This is a genomic window from Streptomyces sp. Ac-502 (assembly GCF_045222935.1).
Classification (GTDB): Bacteria; Actinomycetota; Actinomycetes; order Streptomycetales; family Streptomycetaceae; genus Streptomyces; species Streptomyces monomycini.
The window spans coordinates 4,829,137-4,847,889 of record NZ_JBHFFO010000001.1; the positions used below are offsets into that span (position 1 = coordinate 4,829,137).

The 18,753-nt window shown below is 72.2% G+C and carries 19 protein-coding genes and 1 pseudogene; 10 read left to right on the forward strand and 10 right to left on the reverse strand.

What is annotated here, in order from left to right; translation table 11 throughout:
- The first annotated feature begins 86 nt into the window (after positions 1–86).
- Complete coding sequence (locus ACEXOX_RS21640) at positions 87–734, forward strand: TetR family transcriptional regulator (protein ID WP_030020049.1); 648 nt, start codon at positions 87–89, stop codon at positions 732–734.
- Between the two features lie 296 nt (positions 735–1,030).
- Here the strand turns inward: ACEXOX_RS21640 and ACEXOX_RS21645 are convergent, their stop codons facing one another.
- Entirely contained in the window at positions 1,031–1,471 is a 441-nt protein-coding gene (locus ACEXOX_RS21645) for a nitroreductase/quinone reductase family protein (RefSeq protein ID WP_406522634.1), read from the reverse strand.
- A 101-nt stretch (positions 1,472–1,572) separates the two neighbouring features.
- On the reverse strand, positions 1,573–2,880 hold the full coding sequence (locus tag ACEXOX_RS21650; protein WP_406522635.1) for an acyl-CoA dehydrogenase family protein: 1,308 nt from the start codon (positions 2,878–2,880) through the stop codon (positions 1,573–1,575).
- A 149-nt stretch (positions 2,881–3,029) separates the two neighbouring features.
- Here ACEXOX_RS21650 and ACEXOX_RS21655 point away from each other — a divergent pair, with 149 nt between their 5' ends.
- Positions 3,030–4,223: a thiolase C-terminal domain-containing protein gene (locus tag ACEXOX_RS21655; RefSeq protein ID WP_406522637.1), complete on the forward strand. Its 1,194-nt coding sequence runs from the start codon at positions 3,030–3,032 to the stop codon at positions 4,221–4,223.
- 187 nt (positions 4,224–4,410) lie between these two features.
- Here the strand turns inward: ACEXOX_RS21655 and ACEXOX_RS21660 are convergent, their stop codons facing one another.
- Complete coding sequence (locus ACEXOX_RS21660) at positions 4,411–5,118, reverse strand: hypothetical protein (RefSeq protein ID WP_406522639.1); 708 nt, start codon at positions 5,116–5,118, stop codon at positions 4,411–4,413.
- Positions 5,119–5,154: 36 nt separating this feature from the next.
- Entirely contained in the window at positions 5,155–5,991 is an 837-nt protein-coding gene (locus tag ACEXOX_RS21665) for an alpha/beta fold hydrolase (RefSeq protein ID WP_406522640.1), read from the reverse strand.
- Between the two features lie 64 nt (positions 5,992–6,055).
- Between ACEXOX_RS21665 and ACEXOX_RS21670 the strand changes: the two genes are divergently transcribed.
- Positions 6,056–7,081 (forward strand): hypothetical protein, encoded by a 1,026-nt coding sequence (locus tag ACEXOX_RS21670; protein WP_406522642.1) that lies wholly within the window; start codon positions 6,056–6,058, stop codon positions 7,079–7,081.
- Between the two features lie 67 nt (positions 7,082–7,148).
- Here ACEXOX_RS21670 and ACEXOX_RS21675 read toward each other — a convergent pair whose 3' ends face one another.
- A complete protein-coding gene (locus tag ACEXOX_RS21675) occupies positions 7,149–7,916 on the reverse strand; it encodes a VOC family protein (protein WP_406522643.1) in 768 nt (255 codons plus the stop codon).
- A 265-nt stretch (positions 7,917–8,181) separates the two neighbouring features.
- Between ACEXOX_RS21675 and ACEXOX_RS21680 the strand changes: the two genes are divergently transcribed.
- A complete protein-coding gene (locus tag ACEXOX_RS21680) occupies positions 8,182–8,838 on the forward strand; it encodes a hypothetical protein (RefSeq protein WP_406522645.1) in 657 nt (218 codons plus the stop codon).
- On the opposite strand, the gene ACEXOX_RS21685 is transcribed toward ACEXOX_RS21680, so the two are convergent.
- Positions 8,828–9,076: a DUF397 domain-containing protein gene (locus tag ACEXOX_RS21685; protein ID WP_406522646.1), complete on the reverse strand. Its 249-nt coding sequence runs from the start codon at positions 9,074–9,076 to the stop codon at positions 8,828–8,830. The genes ACEXOX_RS21680 and ACEXOX_RS21685 overlap by 11 nt on opposite strands.
- Positions 9,073–9,885: a helix-turn-helix domain-containing protein gene (locus ACEXOX_RS21690; protein WP_406522648.1), complete on the reverse strand. Its 813-nt coding sequence runs from the start codon at positions 9,883–9,885 to the stop codon at positions 9,073–9,075. Before ACEXOX_RS21690 ends, ACEXOX_RS21685 begins: the two co-directional genes overlap by 4 nt.
- Before the next feature lie 77 nt (positions 9,886–9,962).
- On the opposite strand from ACEXOX_RS21690, the gene ACEXOX_RS21695 reads away from it, so the two are divergent.
- From ACEXOX_RS21695 to ACEXOX_RS21710, 4 genes are all read left to right on the forward strand, one after another.
- Positions 9,963–10,205, forward strand: coding sequence for a hypothetical protein (locus tag ACEXOX_RS21695; protein ID WP_406522650.1), 243 nt, complete (start codon positions 9,963–9,965; stop codon positions 10,203–10,205).
- 125 nt (positions 10,206–10,330) lie between these two features.
- Positions 10,331–11,602, forward strand: coding sequence for an FAD-dependent monooxygenase (locus ACEXOX_RS21700; RefSeq protein WP_406522652.1), 1,272 nt, complete (start codon positions 10,331–10,333; stop codon positions 11,600–11,602).
- 71 nt (positions 11,603–11,673) lie between these two features.
- Complete coding sequence (locus ACEXOX_RS21705) at positions 11,674–12,408, forward strand: S1 family peptidase (protein ID WP_406522654.1); 735 nt, start codon at positions 11,674–11,676, stop codon at positions 12,406–12,408.
- Between the two features lie 76 nt (positions 12,409–12,484).
- The gene (locus tag ACEXOX_RS21710) at positions 12,485–13,237 is read left to right on the forward strand and encodes a pyridoxal 5'-phosphate synthase (RefSeq protein ID WP_406522655.1); all 753 of its coding nucleotides are present in this window, start codon (positions 12,485–12,487) and stop codon (positions 13,235–13,237) included.
- A 93-nt stretch (positions 13,238–13,330) separates the two neighbouring features.
- On the opposite strand, the gene ACEXOX_RS21715 is transcribed toward ACEXOX_RS21710, so the two are convergent.
- From ACEXOX_RS21715 to ACEXOX_RS21725, 3 genes are all read right to left on the reverse strand, one after another.
- Positions 13,331–13,831 (reverse strand): GNAT family N-acetyltransferase, encoded by a 501-nt coding sequence (locus ACEXOX_RS21715; protein WP_406522657.1) that lies wholly within the window; start codon positions 13,829–13,831, stop codon positions 13,331–13,333.
- Between the two features lie 118 nt (positions 13,832–13,949).
- The gene (locus ACEXOX_RS21720) at positions 13,950–14,144 is read right to left on the reverse strand and encodes a hypothetical protein (protein ID WP_406522658.1); all 195 of its coding nucleotides are present in this window, start codon (positions 14,142–14,144) and stop codon (positions 13,950–13,952) included.
- A gap of 252 nt (positions 14,145–14,396) precedes the next feature.
- Positions 14,397–14,777, reverse strand: a complete 381-nt coding sequence (locus ACEXOX_RS21725) for a Zn-ribbon domain-containing OB-fold protein (RefSeq protein ID WP_406522660.1) — start codon at positions 14,775–14,777, stop codon at positions 14,397–14,399.
- Between the two features lie 255 nt (positions 14,778–15,032).
- Between ACEXOX_RS21725 and ACEXOX_RS21730 the strand changes: the two genes are divergently transcribed.
- Both ACEXOX_RS21730 and ACEXOX_RS21735 read left to right on the forward strand, forming a co-directional pair.
- Positions 15,033–16,412, forward strand: a complete 1,380-nt coding sequence (locus tag ACEXOX_RS21730; RefSeq protein ID WP_406522661.1) for a flavin-containing monooxygenase — start codon at positions 15,033–15,035, stop codon at positions 16,410–16,412.
- A gap of 70 nt (positions 16,413–16,482) precedes the next feature.
- Positions 16,483–18,752, forward strand: a pseudogene (locus tag ACEXOX_RS21735) (acetate--CoA ligase family protein).
- Position 18,753 lies beyond the last annotated feature (1 nt).

Here is an 18,753-nt window from a genome sequence, read left to right on the forward strand (position 1 = left end):
GGCCAGGACCGATACGGCCGAACTCCCGCATCCCCATTTGCAGGCAGCCAAATCGCGCTCCGATCACCCCTCGGTAAGCTGACGGCATGACAGGACAAGTTCGGACCGTCGACGGCAGAGTCGCCGGGCGCCGTGGACAGGCGACCCGGCAGAAGCTGCTCGACTGCCTCAGCGACATGCTCAGTTCGTCCCCGTATCGAGACGTCAAGGTCATCGATGTGGCCCGCAAAGCGGGCACTTCGCCCGCGACGTTCTATCAGTACTTCCCCGACGTCGAGGGCGCGGTACTGGAAATCGCCGAGGAGATGGCCAAGGAAGGCGCGAGCCTGACCGACCTGGTGGCCGGGCGCTCCTGGGTGGGCAGATCGGGCCGGCAGGCGGCCGAGGAACTCGTCGAGGGATTCCTCTCCTTCTGGCGCCGGAACGACGCGATCCTGCGCGTCGTGGACCTCGGGGCCGCCGAGGGCGACAAACGGTTCTACAAGATCCGCATGAAGATCCTGAATGCCGTCACCAACTCCCTTACGGACTCCATCAAGGAGCTCCAGTCCAAGGGCAAGGTGGACAAGGACATCAGCGCGGCCGCGATGGCCGGTTCGCTCGTCGCCATGCTGGCGGCGGTCGCCGCCCATCAGAAGGGCTTCACGAGCTGGGGTGTCAAACAGCAGGAATTGAAGCCGAACCTGGCACTCCTGGTGCACCTGGGCGTCACCGGTAAAAAGCCCACCAAATAACCCGGGGCTCATTCCGCGGCGCACGGCTCACGCCACGTTTCACCGCCGCGTACCGCCCCTGTTTCACCCTTCACGTTCCGCCCCACGACACAGCTCGGGAATACCTCACGAAACAGCCCACGGAACGGTTCTCGTTCGCGCTCGTCCTGCCATAGCTGTACGTCACAGCGGGTGTTGTCCGCCCCTCGGGGCCGGCCGGCACCCGCTGTGCGCGTCTGCGGACGGGCCCCGCCGCGCGCCGTTCCCGGATCGGCCCCCGGGCCGCACCCCAGGTCGCACCCCGGACGCCCGTACGCTCAGCGCGGTTCCAGCCGGAAGAGCCGGATCTCCCGGGTGACCCGCGCCTGGTACGCGGCGTACGGCGGCCAGCACGCGACCACCGCGTCCCACGCCCGCGCCCGCTCCGCACCGGTCAGCAGCCGGGCCCGTACGGGGACGTCCCGGCCCCGCCAACTAATCTCGGCCTCCGGGTTCTTCAGCAGGTTGGCCGTCCAGGCCGGGTGCCCGGGACGGCCGAAGTTGCTGCCGGCCAGCAGCCACGTCCCGCCCTCCTCGGGCAGGCACGCCAGCGGCGTCCGCCGCGGCAGGCCGGTCCGGGCGCCCGCCGCCGTCAGGACCGCCCCGGGCAGCATCCGCGCGCTCAGCAGTACCTTGCCCCTGGTGAGCCGGTGCACCGCACGGTCCAGGGCGGGGACGACGTACGGCGCCACCCGCGCGAAGCCACGCGTCGCGGACACCCTCTGCACCACCCGCCTGCCGGACGCCTTCACCCGGGCGGACGCTCCCGAGCCGCCGGGCGATCCCGATCCGTCGTACGCTCCCGAGCCACCTGACGCCCTCACGCCGGCACCTCCGCCCGCATCCCGCCGCCGCCCCCGGTGTCCCCACTGCCTTCACTGCCCCCACTGCCCCCGAACACTCCCGCCGTCTCGGCGGCATGCGCCCGCAGTCGGTGCACGGGGCCGAACAGCAGCTCGTCGCAGGCCGCGCGCTTGAAGAAGAGGTGGGCGTCGTGCTCCCAGGTGAAGCCGATGCCGCCGTGCAGCTGGATGGCCTCCCCGGCCACCGCGCGCAGCGTCTCCAGGGCGTGCGCGAGCGCGAGGCCGGGGGCGCCGGGCTCGGCGTCCTCCGCCGGCCCGCCCGGTGCCCCGCCGCCCACCGCCCACGCCGCGTAGCAGGCCGCGGACCGGGCGGCCTGCACCTGTACGTAGAGGTCCGCCAGCCGGTGCTGGACGGCCTGGAAGGACCCGATGGGCCGGCCGAACTGTTCCCGCACCTTGACGTACTCGACGGTCCGCTCCAGCGCCGCCCCCGCCGCCCCGACCGCCTCGGCGGCCAGTGCCGCCGCGACCCCGGCACCCGCCCGCGCGAGCGCGCGCTCCACCCGCCCATTCGCCCCGCCCACGCCCTCCGCACCCTCCGCTCCAAGCAACGATGCGCCTACATTGCGCAGTTGGACGGCCCCCAGCGCCCGGGTCTCATCCATCGCCGTCTGCCGCACCCGCACCACACCGGGCGCGTCCCCCCGTACGACGAACAGCAGCGTCCGGCTGCGCGCGTAACCGCCCGCGTGCGCGGCCACCAGGAGCAGCCCCGCACTGTGCCCGCCCAGCACCTGCGCGGCCTCCCCGTACAGCCGCCACTCCCCCGGCGCCCCGGGCTCCCCTCCGCACTCCCGCGCCTGGATGCCACCGGCCCGGCCGCCGCCCGCCCAGTCCCCGCCGTTACGGGCGGTGAGCGCGAGGGCCGTACTCAGCTGGCCGCCCGGTACGGCGAGCGCCCCCGTCACCTCACCCGCCGCCAGAGCGGGCAGCAGCTCCGCACGCTGCGCCTCCGTCCCCAGCGCCAGCACCAGCGGCGCGACGAGGGCGGCGGTGGGCAGCAGCGGTGAGGGCAGCAGCACCCGTCCGGTCTCCTCGCAGGCCAGCGCCAGCTCGGTGGGCCCGCAGCCGACGCCGCCGTACGCGGTGGGCAGCGCCAGCCCCGGCAATCCCAGCTGCTGCGCGAGCTGCCGCCACAGGCCGGTGTCGTATCCCTCGGGGGTGCGGACGGCGGCCCGGAGGTCGTCGGGGCCGCAGCGCTTGTGGAGCAGTTCGCGCAGCGTGCGGCGGATCTCGTCCTGCTCCTCGGTGAACGCGGCATCCATCGGCGGACTCCTCCCGGTCACGGCCGTACAACGACCTGACGGGCCGTCATGTTAGGTACGCAGCACCACTTTTCCCAGCCTCACGCACACATCTCACCCGGCCGCCACACCCTCCCTCCCCGCCCACCACCTGATGTACCGTCAGGTTCATGCCGCTGCCGCCAGGGAGTACCGCCGCATCCCCCCGCAAGGTAGTCGTCGCCGGTGTCGCCCTCTCCGACTGCGGGCGCATGGACGGCGCCACCCCGTACGCCCTCCACGCCCAGGCCGCCCGCCGCGCGCTGGCCGACTCCGGGCTCGACCGCTCCCTGGTCGACGGCTTCGCCTCGGCCGGGCTCGGCACCCTCGCGCCCGTGGAGGTCGCCGAGTACCTGGGGCTGCGTCCCACCTGGGCCGACTCCACCTCGGTGGGCGGCGCCACCTGGGAGGTGATGGCCGCGCACGCCGCGGACGCCATCGCGGCCGGGCAGGCGCGCGCGGTCCTGCTGGTGTACGGGTCCACGGCGCGCGCCGACCTCAAGGCCGGCCGCCGCACAGCCAACCTCTCCTTCGGCGCCCGCGGCCCGCTCCAGTACGAGGTGCCGTACGGCCACACCCTCGTCGCCAAGTACGCCATGGCCGCGCGCCGTCACATGCACCAGTACGGCACGACGCTCGCCCAGCTCGCCGAGGTCGCCGTCCAGGCGCGGGCCAACGCGGCCACGAACCCCGACGCGATGTACCGGGACCCCGTCACCGTCGATGACGTGCTGTCCGGCCCGCTGATCGCCGACCCCTTCACCAAGCTCCACTGCTGCGTGCGCTCCGACGGGGGCTGCGCGGTCCTCCTGGCCGCCGAGGAGTACGTACGCGGCCTGGCCAGGCCGCCCGTCCACGTCCTGGGCACGGGCACCGCCGTGTCGCACGCCGCGATGTCCGAGTGGGACGACTTCACCGTCTCCCCCGCCGCCGTCTCCGGCCGCCTCGCCTTCGAACGGGCCGGGGTACGCCCGTCGGAGGTCGACGTGGCCGAGATCTACGACGCCTTCACCTACATGACGCTGGTGACGCTCGAAGACCTCGGCTTCTGCGCCAAGGGCGAGGGCGGCACGTTCGTGGAAAAGGGCCGCCTGCTGCGCGACGGCGCCCTCCCCGTCAACACCGACGGCGGCGGCCTGGCCGCCTGCCACCCCGGCATGCGCGGCCTGTTCCTCCTGGTCGAAGCAGTACGCCAACTACGCGGCGAGGCAGGCGAGGACCGCCAGGTACACCGCCCCGACGGCACCCTCCCGCGGCTGGCGGTGGCCTCGGGGACGGGCGGCTGGTTCTGCTCGTCGGGGACGGTGGTGCTGGGGCGGGGGTAGGGGCCTCGGGCGCGCGAATCCGTCAGACCTGGCCGGGCTCGGCCCGGCTCGGGTACGAAAGCTCCAGCTCGTGGGGCGGTATCACCCGCGACCAGTCGATGAAGCGCGGGCCGTACGTCTCGCTCGCCATTCGTCCGGCGTCGCTCGACGCGCTCGCCATTCGTCCGGTGTCGCTCGGCGCCCCGCCCTACGTGAGCGCCAGCGTGTACTCCACGGCACGCGAGGTCGTCGCCTCGAAGCCCAACCGGCGCAGCGCGGCGTGGAGATCCTCGTCGTCGGGGGCCGCGTTGACCTCCGCGCCGCGCAGGCCGGGGTGGTCGGTGTCGAGTGCGTGGAGGGCCGCCGAGGTGAGGGCGGTGAGTGCGTCGGCGGTGCTGTCGGCTTCGCGGTCGTGGACCAGGCGGGCGCGGTCGTCGTCCAGCTCGACGTCGTACCAGGCCTCGTCCGTACCGATACGGAACGCGACGCCCTCCTCCTCGGAGGGGAGCTGCCGTACGGCCGCGTCCCGTACGGGGACACCGGCCGGCAGGTCGCGCCGCCACCAGCGGTAGACCTCGCCGCTTTCGAGGGCGCCCAGCTCCACCGCGGCCTTGCCGGGGCTCGTGTCCTCCTCCGTGATCCACCGCAGCGCCGAGCCGCCCGCCTTGCGGGCCTCGTCGGCCGCCCCCTGCAACAAGGGCACCAGGATCGCGTCCTCCGCGCAGTCGAGGACGGCGACGAAGCGCAGGGCGGGGTCGTCGGCGCCCAGGTCCAGCAGCGCGACCGAACCCTCGACACCTTCGACGCCTTCGGCAGCTCCCTGGGGGCGGGCAGCGAGCACGGCGACCGTGCGGTCTCCGCACCACAGCTCACCGGCGGCGTCCGGATCGGTTATGCATTCAACGAAGTTTGCCATTTCTTTACCTTATGGATAGTTCCTCCCCTCTGTCCACTATGGCCCCGCACCCGGCGACCCCGCACCCGTCTCCCCGCACCCCACCGTGCCGAGAAACTCCCGTACGGCCCTGACCAGCCCCTCCGGGTCCTCGGTCGGGATGAAGTGCCCGGCGTCCAGTTCGACCCGGCGGGTGTGCGGACGGCGCTCGGCCATCTCCCGGGCCAGCTCCGGCGTCACCAGGAAGCTCGTACGGCCATGCACGAGCAGGGCCGGGCAGTCGCTGCCCAGCCAGACCGGCCAGTGGTCACCGCGCACGCCGAGGTCGGACTCGACGATGTCCTCCGGCACGAACGGCAGCCGCCAACTGCCGTCGCCCTGCTGCCGCAGCCACGGGGCGACCAGTGGCGCCGCCGGGCCGAGGCCGTCGAGCAGTTCCTCACGGGTCGGCGCCTGCCGCGGCCAGCCGAGGCAGAAGGCGATGCCGCTCGGGCCGGTGTCGGCGATGACGACCGGGTCGTCCACATTGATCAGCGCGCGGACCCGCTCCGGGTGCCGGGCCGCGAGGTGGTACGCGTTCTTGCCGCCCATGGAGTGCCCGAGCACCACGGCGGACGCCAGGCCGAGGTGGTCGAGGAGGGCGAGCGCGTCGGCGACGTACGCCTCGCGGGAATGGTCCGGGGTACGGTCCGACTCGCCATGGCCGCCCTGGTCGGGGGCGATCACCCGCCATTCCGGGGCGAGTTCGGCGGCGAGTCCGGCGAATGCGCGGCCTTCGGAGAAATGCCCGTGCAGGGCGAGGAGCGGTTTTCCGTCGGCAGGGCCGAAATCGAGATACGAGAGGCTACGGCCGCCCAGGAGCAGCCGACTGCGGCGTTCTTGTGGAGTCTCCATGCCGGTCACGCTAATCCTGGGCACGCCTTACCCTGTGAAGGTTATTTTTTGATCATTACCGGAAATGTTGGTGCAAGAGATGAAGAAGCAGGCCCGCCTGACGGCTTTCCTCGCGGCCGCCGCCGTCGCGCCCGCCGTACTGTTCGCCTCCCCGGCGCTCGCCGCCGAGGCACCGGCCGCCGCCAACTCCGCGCCGGACCACGGAGCGGAGGCGAAGCCGGACGAGTCCGCGAAGAAGCCGGCGGACCTGGCGCGCATGAAGGAGGACCTGCTCGCGGTCGCGCGGATGCTGGACGGAAACCCCGGCCGCGCGCTGGCCCGGGAGGCCAGGAAGGCGCTCATCGGCCCGCGCGAAGGTCTGCGCCGGTTCCTGGAGACGGGGCAGTACGAGGCCCGCGACGAGGACAACAAGGTGGCGATCGTGCGGAGCATGGCGGGCAAGAGCGTCGGCTCCCATGTCCGCGAAGCGGCGAACAAGGCTCTCGACGGCACCCCGCAGGACCGGGTGCGGTTCCTGGAGAAGGGCCTGAGCCTGGCCATCGAAGGAGACAACAGGGTGCGCGCGGCGCAGATTCTCAGCGTCGGCGGCCCCGCCGTCAGAGCCGCCGCCGATGAGGCGCTGTGGGGCGGGCCCGAGGCTCTTCAGCACTTCCTCGACGTCGGCCAGTACGAGGCCCGCGCCAAGGACGAGGCCGCCGCCAAGAAGGCGGAAGAGGAGAAGGCCGCGAAGGACAAGGCGGCCAAGGAGAAGGCCGCCAAGGAGAAGGTGTCGAAGGAAAAGGCGGCGCAGGAAAAGGGCGCCGGGGACAAGGCCGTCGAGGGCGGCGGCAAGAACGTCACGCCCGCCGTCGACGCCAAGTCGGCGGGCGGCCACGGCGCCACCGGCTCCGGCTCGGCCTCCGGCACCGCCGTCACGTCCACCGGCAGCGACAGCGGCACCGGCACCGGCACCGGCACCGGCGCCTCTCTCGCCGCGACCGGCGTCAGCCCCGCCACCCCGTGGGCCGTCGGCGGCGCCGCCATCGCCATGACCGCGGGCGCGGGCCTGGTGGTCGCGGGCCGCCGCCGCGCCACCGCCGAGCGCGGCTGACACCCGGCGCGTCCACGCGTGCCCGGCGGTCGGATCACCAGCGATCCGGCCGCCGGGCATCACGGCTTCACGCCATCGGCCGCGCGCCGATCACGAACTCCGTGCCGAACGGGTCCGTCACCCGCGCCTGCCGTACGTACACCGTGTCCTCCGGCTCGGTCGCCGTCCCGCCGGCCGCGACCGCCCGCGCCACCGCCGCGTCCGTGTCCGCCACCTCGAACAACGTCCCCCAGCCCGCCGCCCCGGCGGACGCGTCGCCCATGATGCCGCCGATCTCGTGCCCGTCCGGGCGGCGCAGGAACGTGAAGTCGACGCCCGCCATGTCCGGGTTGCCGTCCAGCGTGTAGGCGAAGACCGCCGCGTAGAAGTCGCGGGCCCGGGCGGCATCGGCGACCGGCGCCACCAGGTCGTTGCGTACGAGGGAGTTGGGCTCGTTGACGATCTCGCAGCCGACGTGGGCACGCCCCTGCCAGAGCCCGAACTGGGCCCCCACGGTGTCCTCGGCGATCGCGGCCCGCCCGTGGTCCCGGATGTCCACCGGCCCCCACAGCACCCGGCCGCCCGCGTCGGTGATCCGCTTGGCCGTGCCGTCGCAGTCGTCGACCGCCATGTACATCGTCCAGGCACCGCCCGCCGCGTCGGACCGCTCCATCAGCCCCGCGGCGCGCTGCCCGCCGACGAGGGCGACGGCGTACCGCCCGCCCTCCATGGTCTCCGTCTCGTACGTCCAGCCGAACAGCGCCCCGTAGAAGTCCATGGCGCGGTCGAGCTCGGGAACGGTCAGCTCGATCCAGGTGGGCGTTCCGTCGGGCTGATGGCCGGTGACACGGCTCATGACGTGCTCCTCACGGTACGGGGCGGGCGGCCGGGTGGCCGCGCTGGCCGATGAGGAAGACGTTAGGCGGCATGGCGGACAGGGCGTGTCCTACATCCGGGGCGCATTCCCGGCCGGGCTCCCAGGCCGTAACACCACTGCACCTTCGTCTACGGCGTGCCGTTACGCCGCCGCCGAATTGCCGCAACAAAGGGCAGACAACATCATGTGCGGTGTGGCCCCCGCCCGCCGTCGCCCTTCAGGCCCGACCGGAAATGACGTACCGATGCTCCGTTCCCTGCCGGCCGCGGCCCTCGCCCTGGCCTCCTCGTGCGCGCTGCTCAGCGGGTGCCACGGGACGGGTGAGCCGAAAAGCGCGGGACGTACGGCGGGGGTGTCGGCGCCCGCGCTGCTGTGGCCCGGCCGTACACCTGCGCCGGAGCAGACGTACGAGCCCAACTCCGCCGAGCGCCCGTCGCCGCTGAAGTCGGCGCCGCGCGTGCCGTCCGGTGACATGCGCCGGGTCTCGGCGCTGGCCGTCGCCCAGGCCAAGGTCGCGTCCATGACCGGCGCGCTGGACGAGGACGGCACCAACAGGAAGATCAGGGAGTGCCAGGCCGCCGGACGGAAGCCGTGTCCCGTACTGGCGCCGCAGTACCGGGACCTGAACGGGGACGGCAAGGACGAGCTGCTGCTCGGCATCGAGTCCGGGAAAACGTTTCTGTTCTTGTGGGGGTTCACCGCGAAGGACGGGGTGGTAACCCAGATCATGGACGCCGGAGTGACACCCCTGTCCGTCGAACTCTCAGGCCACGACGTGATCGTCCGCGAACCGGCCGGCAAGGGCGGCTACAGCCTCCGGCGCGTCTACTCCTGGGACAACCACCTGCAAGCCATGAACGAACGCGTCATCGAGTACGACGCGTCCCGCGCTACGAGATGAGCCGGAGGAAGTCGGCCCAGGCGGTGGGGGGTACGGAGAGGGCGGGGCCGGTTGTGTTCTTGGAGTCTCGTATGTGGATGGTGGTGGGGGTTGCGGCGATCTCGACACAGTTGGTGTCGGCGGACTGTTCGCTGCTGTAGCTGGACTTACGCCAGGCGTAGGCCACTTCTACACACGTTTGACCATCGGGGTTGCTGTGACTGCTCTTGAACCAGGTCAGTTCGGCGTTCACACTCACCTTGCCAGTTTCTCGACGAATTCCAGTGACTTCTGCGGGTCCATGGCCTGCGACCGGAGAGCACCGATCCTCTGGACGTACTGGTGTGCTTCAGCCGGCCTCGACAGCAACCTACCCTTGGCCTGCCCTTCCATGAAGATGCTGTACCGCCCGTCCGGGGAGAACACCACATCCAACGGCCCGTTGAGCCCCGCGTGCTCGGTCACGTTCGTGGGCATCACCTGCAGCATGACGTGATCAAGTTCGCGGACCGTCTGCACGACGTGGAGCAAACACTTCTTGAACGCCGCAGCGCCGCCGAGCGGCCGCTCGAACACCGACTGCTCGACCACGAAGCTCACCGTGGGGGCCGGGTCACGAATGAGCGCGGATTTCCGTTCCAGTCGCTCCGCCACCAGCCGCTCGACTTCGCTCTTGCTGTACGCCGGTAGCCGAGTTTGAAACAAGGCCCACACGTACTCGGGCGCCTGCAACAGTCCAGGCAGCACCATGCTCTGGTACCCCTCCATGCTCAGGGCTTCCCGCTCCAGCGCCTTCCACTCCAGAAACTGGTCCCGCCCCGATTCCTGCTCCATCAGACCGATGCACGACTGCAGTTCGCCCTCCGCAGCGGTGAGCCGGTCGGCCTCGATGAGGAAGCCCGCACTCGGGATGCGTTCCGCACGCTCGTAAGCGCCCTCCAGCGATACCGATACATGCGTCTGGAGAGCCAGTTCCTTCTGCGTCATCCTCGCGCGCTGACGCCAGGAGCTGATGAGCCCACCGACATGCACACGCGCGGGCGACGGCTCCATGCCCTGCACCACCATGATCAACCACCCCACACTCGTCCTTGTAGGTCCGTTGCTGCTGGTGACGCTACGCACACACACCGACCATTGAAGCCATGACGACCGAAAACCACCCCCAAGAGCCACGCCTCCTCCCCTGGGCCGGTCTGGACGGCAAGCCCTGCTACCTGATCGGCGACGGGCACGGTCCCGTGACGGACCTGGCCGACGGGCTGGAAGAGTTGCAACTTTGCACCGCAATCGAGGTGTTGGACCACTCACGCGCGACGCTGAACCAACCCGAACCCCCGCCCCCACCGAACTCCTCTTCATCACCAACCGCCTCACCGAGTCGCTGAGCGACGCCGTACGCGTGGCCGACAGCCGGGGCCGCAGGCTGGACCAGGCCCTGCACGCACCGTGAACACCAGCCATCTATACGTTTGTCATAGACGACCGTCTAGGACAAACGTATAGTCACGCCATGACCTCGACGACATCCCGTCCCCACGCCCTCATCTCCGGCGCCGGCATCGGCGGCCCCGCCCTCGCGTACTGGCTGCACCGCTACGGCTACGCCGTCACCGTGGTCGAGCGCGCGCCCGGACTCCGGACCAGCGGCTACAAGGTCGACCTGCGCGGCGTCGCGATCGAGGTCGCGGACCGGATGGGCGTACTGCCGGAGATCCGGCGCGCCAGTACGGACATGCGGACCGGCACGTACGTGAACGACGACGGGCGGCGGGTGGCCACGCTGCCCGCCGACATCTTCGGCGCCCGGGTGGACGGTGACGACGAGGTCATGCGCGGCGACCTGACCCAGATCCTCTACGACCGCACGCGCGCCGACGTGGAGTACGTCTTCGGCGACTCGATCGGTTCGCTCACGGACGACGGCACGGGGGTCGACGTCACTTTCGAACGCGGGGCGCCGCGCCGTTTCGACCTCGTCGTCGGCGCGGACGGCCTGCACTCCACCGTCCGCCGTCTCGCCTTCGGCGACGAGTCCCGCTACCTGCGGCACATCGGCGCGTACATCGCGGCTTTCAGCGTGCCCGGCGAACTGGACGAACTGACGGCCACGGGCGAGGAGGTGTACCACCTCACGCCCGGCCGCCTCGTCTGCACGTACAGCGCGTCCGGTGAATCCGGCGCCGGCGGCGCCAAGGCATGGCTCTCCTTCCGCTCGCCCCGGCTGGACTACGACCCCCGCGACGCGGACGGACAACGCGCACTGCTGACGGCTGCCTTCAAGGGTGTCGGCTGGCAGGTGCCGCGCCTCCTCGAAGCCTCCCGCACCGCCACCGACTTTTACTTCGACGGGCTCGACCTTATCGAAATGGACCGCTGGTCGCGCGGGCGCGTGGTGCTGCTGGGCGACGCCGCGCACTGCGCGTCGCCCGCGTCGGGGCAGGGTACGGGGATGGCGCTGGTCGGCGCGTACGTACTGGCCGGAGAGCTGGAGGCGGCGGGCGGTGACCCGCGTACGGCCTTCGCGCGCTACGAGGCGGAGATGCGGCCGTACGTCACGGCGAACCAGCGGATGGCGGAGAAGTTCGTGCCCCAGATGCTGCCCGCCACCAGGGCGGCGATCCGTTTCCGGCACACGATGTTGCGGATGCTCCCCCACCTGCCGTGGAAGAACTACCTCGCGAAGAAGCTCGCCGAGGACGTACAGCGCTGCGCCCACGCGATCACCCTCAAGCCGTACGGGACCCGTCGCCCGGTCCCGTCCCCGGCTCCCACATCGGCGTAAGCCGGAACCTTTTGCCCCGACGGGGCATCTCTCCACCCGTAAGGGCCCTGCCTGGTGGAGGAGTTGTTCGCATGGTGCGTCGAGTTCGGGTGCTGCTGTTGACAGCCGCACTGCTGCTGACGGGTTCGGTGATCTGGTCCGCCCCGGCCTCCGCCGTCATCGGCGGGGCGAAGAGCACGTACGGCCCGTGGGCGGTCCGCATGCTGATCGACGGCCAGCCGACGTGCACGGGGACGGCCGTCGCCCCCCAGTGGATACTCACCGCCTCGCACTGCTTCTACGAGCAGGCGCAGCCGGTCGCCGACAAGCGGATCTCCTTCCGGGTCGGCAACCTCGACATGCGCAAGGGCACCACGGTCCGGCCGCTGCCCGGCAAGCGGGTGGGCAGCGCGAAGGCCGACATGATGCTCGTCAAGGTCCCGAAGATGAAGATCCCCACGGCACGCCTGGCCACGGCCGGTGTCCGCGTGGGCCAGACCGTGCGGCAGTACGGGTGGGGCGCCACCTGCACCGATGACGAGAACGCCTGCCAGTCCCCCGTGCTCAAGCAGTCCGACCTGCGGGTCGTACGGCCGGACGACCGCCGCTGCCAGGGCTACACGGCACCGGGCGGCCCGGACTTCTGCATGGAGAAGGTGACCGGGGTTCCGGCCGGCGGCGACTCCGGCGGCCCGGTGATGAGCATCGGAGCGCACGGCACCGAAACCCTCCTCGGCGTCTTCAACGGCTCGGACCGGGAGACGGTCGCCCAGGCCGGAGAGGTCTCCCAGCAACTCGCCTGGATCCGCTCGGTCACCCGTCGCTAGACCGGAGTACGGCAGGCGCCGCCCCGCGGACCTGTGGTTCTGCGGGGCGGCGGACCTACGGACTAGGCTGCCGACCATGGTCGAACACCCGGCAGAGAACGCGCCCAGGCGCACGGGTACGGATACGGGCGCGGGGGCGCGCGCGGGCGCGGGCACCGGCCCGGACTCCGACGAACGCTTCCACGCGCTCCTCCGCTCCCTCCGCGTCTGGGACCACGAGCTGCTCGCCGTCGACCCCGACCCGGCGCACGCCCCGGCCGACCCGCTGCCGCTCTTCCGGCAGTGGCTGCGGGAGGCCGCGGAGGCGGGCGTGCCCGAGCCGCACACCATGACGCTGGCGACGGCGGACGCGTCCGGCGACCCGGACGTCCGCACCCTGATGCTGCACGACGCCGACGAGCGCGGCTGGCACTTCGCCACCCACCGCGGCAGTCGCAAGGGCCGCGAACTGGCCGCCCGCCCGCGCGCCGCCCTCGGCTTCTACTGGGCGGGCCTCGGCCGCCAGGTCCGCGTCCGGGGCCGGGTCACCGAGGCGGGGCCGGAGGAGAGCGCGGCCGACCTCCACCGCCGCTCGACGGGCGCCCTGGCCGCCGCGCTGGTGGGCCGCCAGAGCGAAGTCCTCGCCTCGTACGCGGACCTCGAACGCGCCTCGGAGGCCGCCTGGGACCGGGCCCGGCAGGAACCGGACGCACCCGTACCGAGCTGGACGCTGTACGTCCTGTGCCCGGACGAGGTGGAGTTCTTCCAGGGCGACGCCCGCCGACGGCACGTACGTATCAACTACCGTCGCGAGGGCGGGGCCTGGATCCGCGAACTCCTCTGGCCGTAGGCCCGGTCCGGCTCCGCCCGCGCACTCCTACGCCGGCGGGTTGGCTCTGGCCCCTGGGGCCGTTCATGTCGCCCTGCTCGGGGCGGCCGGTGGTCAGAACCGCTGGTACATGATGTGCAGGTCGACGTAGCCCTTGGTGGGGTGCAGGAAGCCCTCGGGGAGGGTCGCCACTATGTCGAAGCCGAGGGACTGCCAGAGGGCGACGGCGCGGGTGTTGGTCTCGACCACCGCGTTGAACTGCATGGCCCGGAAGCCCGTCGCGCGGGCCCACTCGACGGCGTACTCACCGAGCGCGCGGCCCACACCGCGGCCGCCGTGGGCCGGATCGACCATGAAGGAGGCGCCGGCGATGTGCGCGGCGCCGCCCATGTGGTTGGCGTTCATCTTGGCCGTGCCGAGGACCGTACCGTCGTCGTCCACGGCGACGACCGTGCGGCTCGGCGGAGCGAGCATCCACATCGTACGGCTGGTCGCCTCGTCCATGTCGCGGGCGAAGGTGTACGTTTCGCCGGCCGCGACGATGCCGCGGAAGAACGGCCAGACGGCGGGCCAGTCGGCCGCGTTCGCTTCTCGAATCAGCACGCGCGCCAGCATGCCGGGGGCCGGCACGGGGAGCCAGCGATTTTCCGGGCCGGGCGGGCGAGCGGCTACGGGCGTGGCGTGCCGGTGAGGTAAAGGGTGGTGATGTAGGGGGCGTCGCCCCGACGTATCGTCATGCCGTCGCGATCGATGTCTCCGGCCTCTCGAATGTCTCCGGCCTCTCGAATGTCTCCGGCTTCTCGGATGTCTCCGGCCTCTCGGGCTGCCGGCTCTCCGGCTTCTCGGGCTCCGGGTCGGCGTCTGCGGATTTTTCGGTGATCGTCAGCGGGCCCTGGAGGAAAGCCTTGAGTCCGTCCTCATAGGCCACCACCTCCTGAAGTCGGTCACTTCGGGACCGCACCGGGCGCTCTTCCGCGGGCCCGGCCATTCCGGAGGCCCGCCCGCCTTCCCTCCCAGAGTCAGCTTGGCCGCCCCCGGCCGCGCTTTCACCCGGAACGCCTCGCACCCGTAGGCGCCCGACGCGGTCCCGTCATCATGCACTTCGATCCACGGGCGCCCGACGGACGTCCCGAAGAACTCGTACGGCACCCCACGGGAGCAGTTCCCCACCGCGTGGGGCTCAGGCAGGGCGAAATACCGGGACGGCAATGCCTGAAGCGTCCGCGGTACGGAAGCGCACCCGTAACGCCATGCCGATGCGCAGGTCCGCCTCCGGGCAGTCGACGACCTCCGTCATCATCCGCGGGCCCTCGGCCAGGTCCACCACCGCGGCCACGTACGGGACGCGCTCGCCGAACGGCGGGAGGTCGTTACGGTGCACCACCGACCACGTGTAGAGCGTGGCCCGGCCGCTCGCCTCCTCCCACTCCACGTCTTCGCTCCAGCAACGCGGGCAGAACTCGCGCGGGTAGTGGTGCGCCGCCCCACAGCCGTCGGCGCGGCAGCGGCGCAGCAACAAGCGGCCCTGGGCCGCCGCGTCCCAGTAGACGCGACTGAACACGTCGACGTCGGGCAGGTCGGACCTGGGCGCGGCGGGCGGCCGCGCCGCCGCTCCCCCGGGCTCGGATGTGGATGCCGCCTTCGGTCTCACTCCGGACCACCCGCTTCAGCTCGGTGCACGGCGCACGGTGATTGCCGACGCCCTGTACTGACGGTACGTCAGTTCAATGGACGTTGGACTGGATGCGCAAGGGGGCGGGCACGGGCGGTGCCCCGTACGGCGACATGCGCGCCGTACGCGGTTACCCTCACCGGCATGCCGGACGACGCAGCGCACGCCAGCTCCTCCGCATCCCGTTTCCCCGCGTCCCGTTCCCGCGCGTCCCGTTCCCGCGCGGGCAGCGCCCCGGCGGACGGCGCCACCTTGCCCGGGACGGCGGCCGTCTCCGCCGTCCCGCCCGCCGCCGTCCCGCCCGTGTACGTCGTCGGGGGCGGGCCGGGCGGGCTCGCCACGGCCGCCGCGCTCGGTGCCTACGGCATCCGTGCCGTCGTCCTCGAAAAGGCCGACGCGGTGGGCGCTTCCTGGCGGGGCCATTACGACCGTCTGCGACTGCACACCACGCGCCGCCTCTCCGGCCTGCCGGGCCTGCCCATCCCGCGCGCCTACGGGCGGTGGGTCGCGCGCGACGATGTGGTGCGCTACCTGGAGCAGTACGCCGCGCACCACGACCTCGAAGTCGCCACGGGCGTCGAAGTACGGCGCGTGGACCGGGCGGCGGGCGGCGGGTGGGTGCTCCACGCGAACGGCGGGCGCGAGCCGGCCGCCCGTACGGTCGTGATCGCCACCGGCTACAACCACACCCCGCACCTCCCCGACTGGCCCGGCCGCGACAGCTACCCGGGTGAACTCCTGCACGCCGGCGACTACCGCAACGCCGCCCCGTACGCGGGCAAGGACGTCCTGGTCGTCGGCACCGGCAACACCGGAGCCGAGATCGCCGTCGACCTGGCGGAAGGCGGCGCGGCCCGGGTGCGGCTGGCGGTCCGCACCGCCCCGCACATCGTGCGCCGCTCGACGGCGGGCTGGCCCGCCCAGGCGACGGGCATCCTCGTACGGCGCCTGCCCCCGCGCGCGGTGGACCGGGCGGCCCGGGTGATGCGCCGCCTGTCCGTACCGGACCTGTCGGCGCACGGCCTGCCGATGCCGGACACCGGGCTGTACAGCCGGGTCCTGGAAGGGGCGATCCCCGTCCAGGACGTCGGGCTGATCGACGCCGTACAGCGTGGAGCGGTACGGCCGGTGGCGGCCGTGGCGTCCTTCGACGGCGGCGTCGTACACCTCGCGGACGGCGACGCGATCGAACCGGAGGCCGTCATCGCCGCCACCGGTTACCGGCGCGGCCTGGACGGCCTCGTCGGCCATCTCGGCCTCCTCGACACCCGTGGCCGCCCGCGCGTCCACGGCCCCCGCACCCTCCCCTCCTGCCCGGGCCTCCACTTCACCGGCTACACCAACCCGATCAGCGGCATGTTCCGCGAGCTGTCCCACGACGCCCGCCGCATCGCCCACGCCATCGCCGAGGCCCACGCCCGCCAGGACCCGACCCCCACGCCCACACCCGGTCTCGATCCCGGCCCCGGTCCCGGCCCCGAGCCCGATACCGATCCCGATCCCGTACGACCCATTCCTGACTGACCGTCAGTTGTCCTAACCTGACGAGGCGTCAGTTGGATCGGCACTCGTCACACGGGAGCGGGCGTCAGCGATGCTTGGATCGACTCACGGCAGTCTCACCACTCACTCCAGCCCCGCCCGCGCAGTGGCCTGCGGGGCCACCCCACCGCACACCGTGCACGGCACGGCCGCACCGCCCGCGGGCGGACCGCGCACCGACGGCACGCCCGCCGGCGCCACGGGGCCCGACCTGGACGTCAGCGGGCGCCCGCTGTACGCCCCCGTCCCCGACCTGGACCGGTTCTTCCGGCCCGGGGCGGTCGCGGTGGTCGGCGCCTCCGACAGCGAGGGCCGCCCGAACACCGGCATCACCCGCCAGCTCATCGCGTGGGCCGAACGCGTCGGTGCCCGTCTCTACCCGGTCAACCCGGGCCGCCGCAGCGTCTTCGGCCTGCCCTGTCTCACCTCCGTCTCCGACCTGCCCGAGCAGGCCGATCTCGCCGTACTGCTGATCGCGGACCCCGTACCCGTCATCGAGGAACTGGCCGACGCCAAGGTCAGGTTCGCGGTCGCCTTCGCCTCCGGCTTCGCCGAGACCGGGGCGGCCGGTGCCGCCGCCCAGGACCGGCTGGCCGAGGCCGTGGCCCGTACCGGCATCCGGCTGCTCGGCCCGAACACCAACCTCAACGCCTTCGCGTCGTTCCGCGAGGACCTGGACGGCCCCGCCATCGCCCTGATCACCCAGTCAGGCCACCAGGGCCGTCCCGTCTTCTCCCTCCAGGAGCTGGGCATCCGCCTCTCGCACTGGGCCCCGACCGGCAACGAGGCCGATCTGGAGACCGCCGACTTCCTCTCCTACTTCGCCTCCCGTCCCGAGGTCGGCGCCGTCGCCGCGTACATCGAAGGGTTCAAGGACGGCCGGAGCTTCCTGCTCGCCGCCGACCGGGCGGCCCGCAACAAGGTCCCGGTCGTCGCCGTCAAGGTCGGCCGCACCGAGGCCGGGGCCCGTACGGCCGCCTCGCACACCGGCAAACTGACCGGTGCCGACGCGGTGGTGGACGCGGCCATGCGGCAGTTCGGCGTGATCCGGGTGGACGGACTGGACGAGTTGCAGGACACCGCGGCCCTGCTCGCCCGGGCCCGCACACCGACGGCCGACGGCGTCGCCGTCTATTCGATATCCGGGGGCACCGGCGCCCACTTCGCGGACCTGGCGACGGCCGCCGGGCTCCGGCTGCCCGCGCTGGACCGCGCCAAGCAGGACGAGCTGCACCAGTGGATCCCGGACTACCTGGACGTCGCCAACCCGGTGGACAGCGGCGGCCACCCGGTCGGTGACCGGCGCGGCCGCAAGATCATCGACGCGCTGCTCGCCGACCCGTCCATCGGCGTACTGATCTGTCCGATCACCGGCCCGTTCCCGCCGATGAGCGACAAGCTGGCGCAGGACCTCGTGGACGCGGCGGAGGAGACGGACAAGCTGGTGTGCGTCGTCTGGGGCTCGCCCGTCGGCACCGAGGACGCCTACCGGCACACCCTCCTCGGCTCCCGGCGCGTGGCGACCTTCCGCACCTTCGCGAACTGCGTCACGGCCGTACACGCCCATCTCGCCCACCACCGCTTCACCGCCAACTACCGCTCCCCTTCGACGACGCGCCGCGCACGCCCTCGCCCTCCGCGCGCAAGGCGCAGGACCTGCTGCGCCCGGGACAGCAGCTCAGCGAACACGCGGCGAAGCAGCTCCTGCGCGCCTACGGGATCAGGGTGCCGCGCGAGCAGCTCGTCACCAGCGCGGCGGCGGCCGTGCGCGCCGCGAGCCTGGTCGGCTACCCCGTCGTCATGAAGGCGTCCGCGCCGCAGCTCGCGCACAAGACGGAACTCGGGCTCGTCAAGACCGGGCTGACCTCCGCCAGCCAGGTCAGGGACGCCTACCGGGAGCTGGCCGACATCGCCCGCCACGAAGGCATCGAACTGGACGGGGTGCTCGTCTGCCAGATGGTCGAGCGGGGCGTGGAGATGGTCGTGGGCGTCACCCCGGACCGCCTCTTCGGGCCGACCGTGACGGTCGGACTGGGCGGGGTGCTCGTCGAAGTCCTGCGGGACACCGCCGTCGGTGTGCCGCCCTTCGGCGAGGACCGGGCCCGCGCGATGCTCGGCGAACTGCGCGGCCACGCCCTGCTGGAGGGTGTACGGGGAGGGCGGCCGGCCGACGTGGACGCGCTCGTCGAGGTCGTCCTGCGCGTCCAGCGGATGGCGCTGGACCTGAGCGGCGAACTCGCCGAACTGGACATCAACCCGCTGATGGTGCTGCCGCGCGGCCAGGGCGCCGTCGCACTCGACGCGCTCGCCGTCTGCCACTGAC

What these genes read in the sequence shown, in the direction of transcription:
- ACEXOX_RS21650 (WP_406522635.1), bottom strand. Translation starts at nt 2,880, where the DNA reads ATGGATGCCGCGTTCACCGAGGAGCAGGACGAGATCCGCCGCACGCTG.
- ACEXOX_RS21670 (WP_406522642.1), top strand. Translation starts at nt 6,056, where the DNA reads ATGTTGGTGCAAGAGATGAAGAAGCAGGCCCGCCTGACGGCTTTCCTC.
- ACEXOX_RS21710 (WP_406522655.1), top strand. Translation starts at nt 12,485, where the DNA reads ATGGTCGAACACCCGGCAGAGAACGCGCCCAGGCGCACGGGTACGGAT.
- ACEXOX_RS21715 (WP_406522657.1), bottom strand. Translation starts at nt 13,831, where the DNA reads ATGCTGGCGCGCGTGCTGATTCGAGAAGCGAACGCGGCCGACTGGCCC.
- ACEXOX_RS21675 (WP_406522643.1), bottom strand. Translation starts at nt 7,916, where the DNA reads ATGAGCCGTGTCACCGGCCATCAGCCCGACGGAACGCCCACCTGGATC.
- ACEXOX_RS21705 (WP_406522654.1), top strand. Translation starts at nt 11,674, where the DNA reads ATGGTGCGTCGAGTTCGGGTGCTGCTGTTGACAGCCGCACTGCTGCTG.
- ACEXOX_RS21640 (WP_030020049.1), top strand. Translation starts at nt 87, where the DNA reads ATGACAGGACAAGTTCGGACCGTCGACGGCAGAGTCGCCGGGCGCCGT.
- ACEXOX_RS21680 (WP_406522645.1), top strand. Translation starts at nt 8,182, where the DNA reads ATGCTCCGTTCCCTGCCGGCCGCGGCCCTCGCCCTGGCCTCCTCGTGC.
- ACEXOX_RS21730 (WP_406522661.1), top strand. Translation starts at nt 15,033, where the DNA reads ATGCCGGACGACGCAGCGCACGCCAGCTCCTCCGCATCCCGTTTCCCC.
- ACEXOX_RS21690 (WP_406522648.1), bottom strand. Translation starts at nt 9,885, where the DNA reads ATGGTGGTGCAGGGCATGGAGCCGTCGCCCGCGCGTGTGCATGTCGGT.
- ACEXOX_RS21700 (WP_406522652.1), top strand. Translation starts at nt 10,331, where the DNA reads ATGACCTCGACGACATCCCGTCCCCACGCCCTCATCTCCGGCGCCGGC.
- ACEXOX_RS21655 (WP_406522637.1), top strand. Translation starts at nt 3,030, where the DNA reads ATGCCGCTGCCGCCAGGGAGTACCGCCGCATCCCCCCGCAAGGTAGTC.
- ACEXOX_RS21695 (WP_406522650.1), top strand. Translation starts at nt 9,963, where the DNA reads ATGACGACCGAAAACCACCCCCAAGAGCCACGCCTCCTCCCCTGGGCC.
- ACEXOX_RS21665 (WP_406522640.1), bottom strand. Translation starts at nt 5,991, where the DNA reads ATGGAGACTCCACAAGAACGCCGCAGTCGGCTGCTCCTGGGCGGCCGT.
- ACEXOX_RS21660 (WP_406522639.1), bottom strand. Translation starts at nt 5,118, where the DNA reads ATGGCAAACTTCGTTGAATGCATAACCGATCCGGACGCCGCCGGTGAG.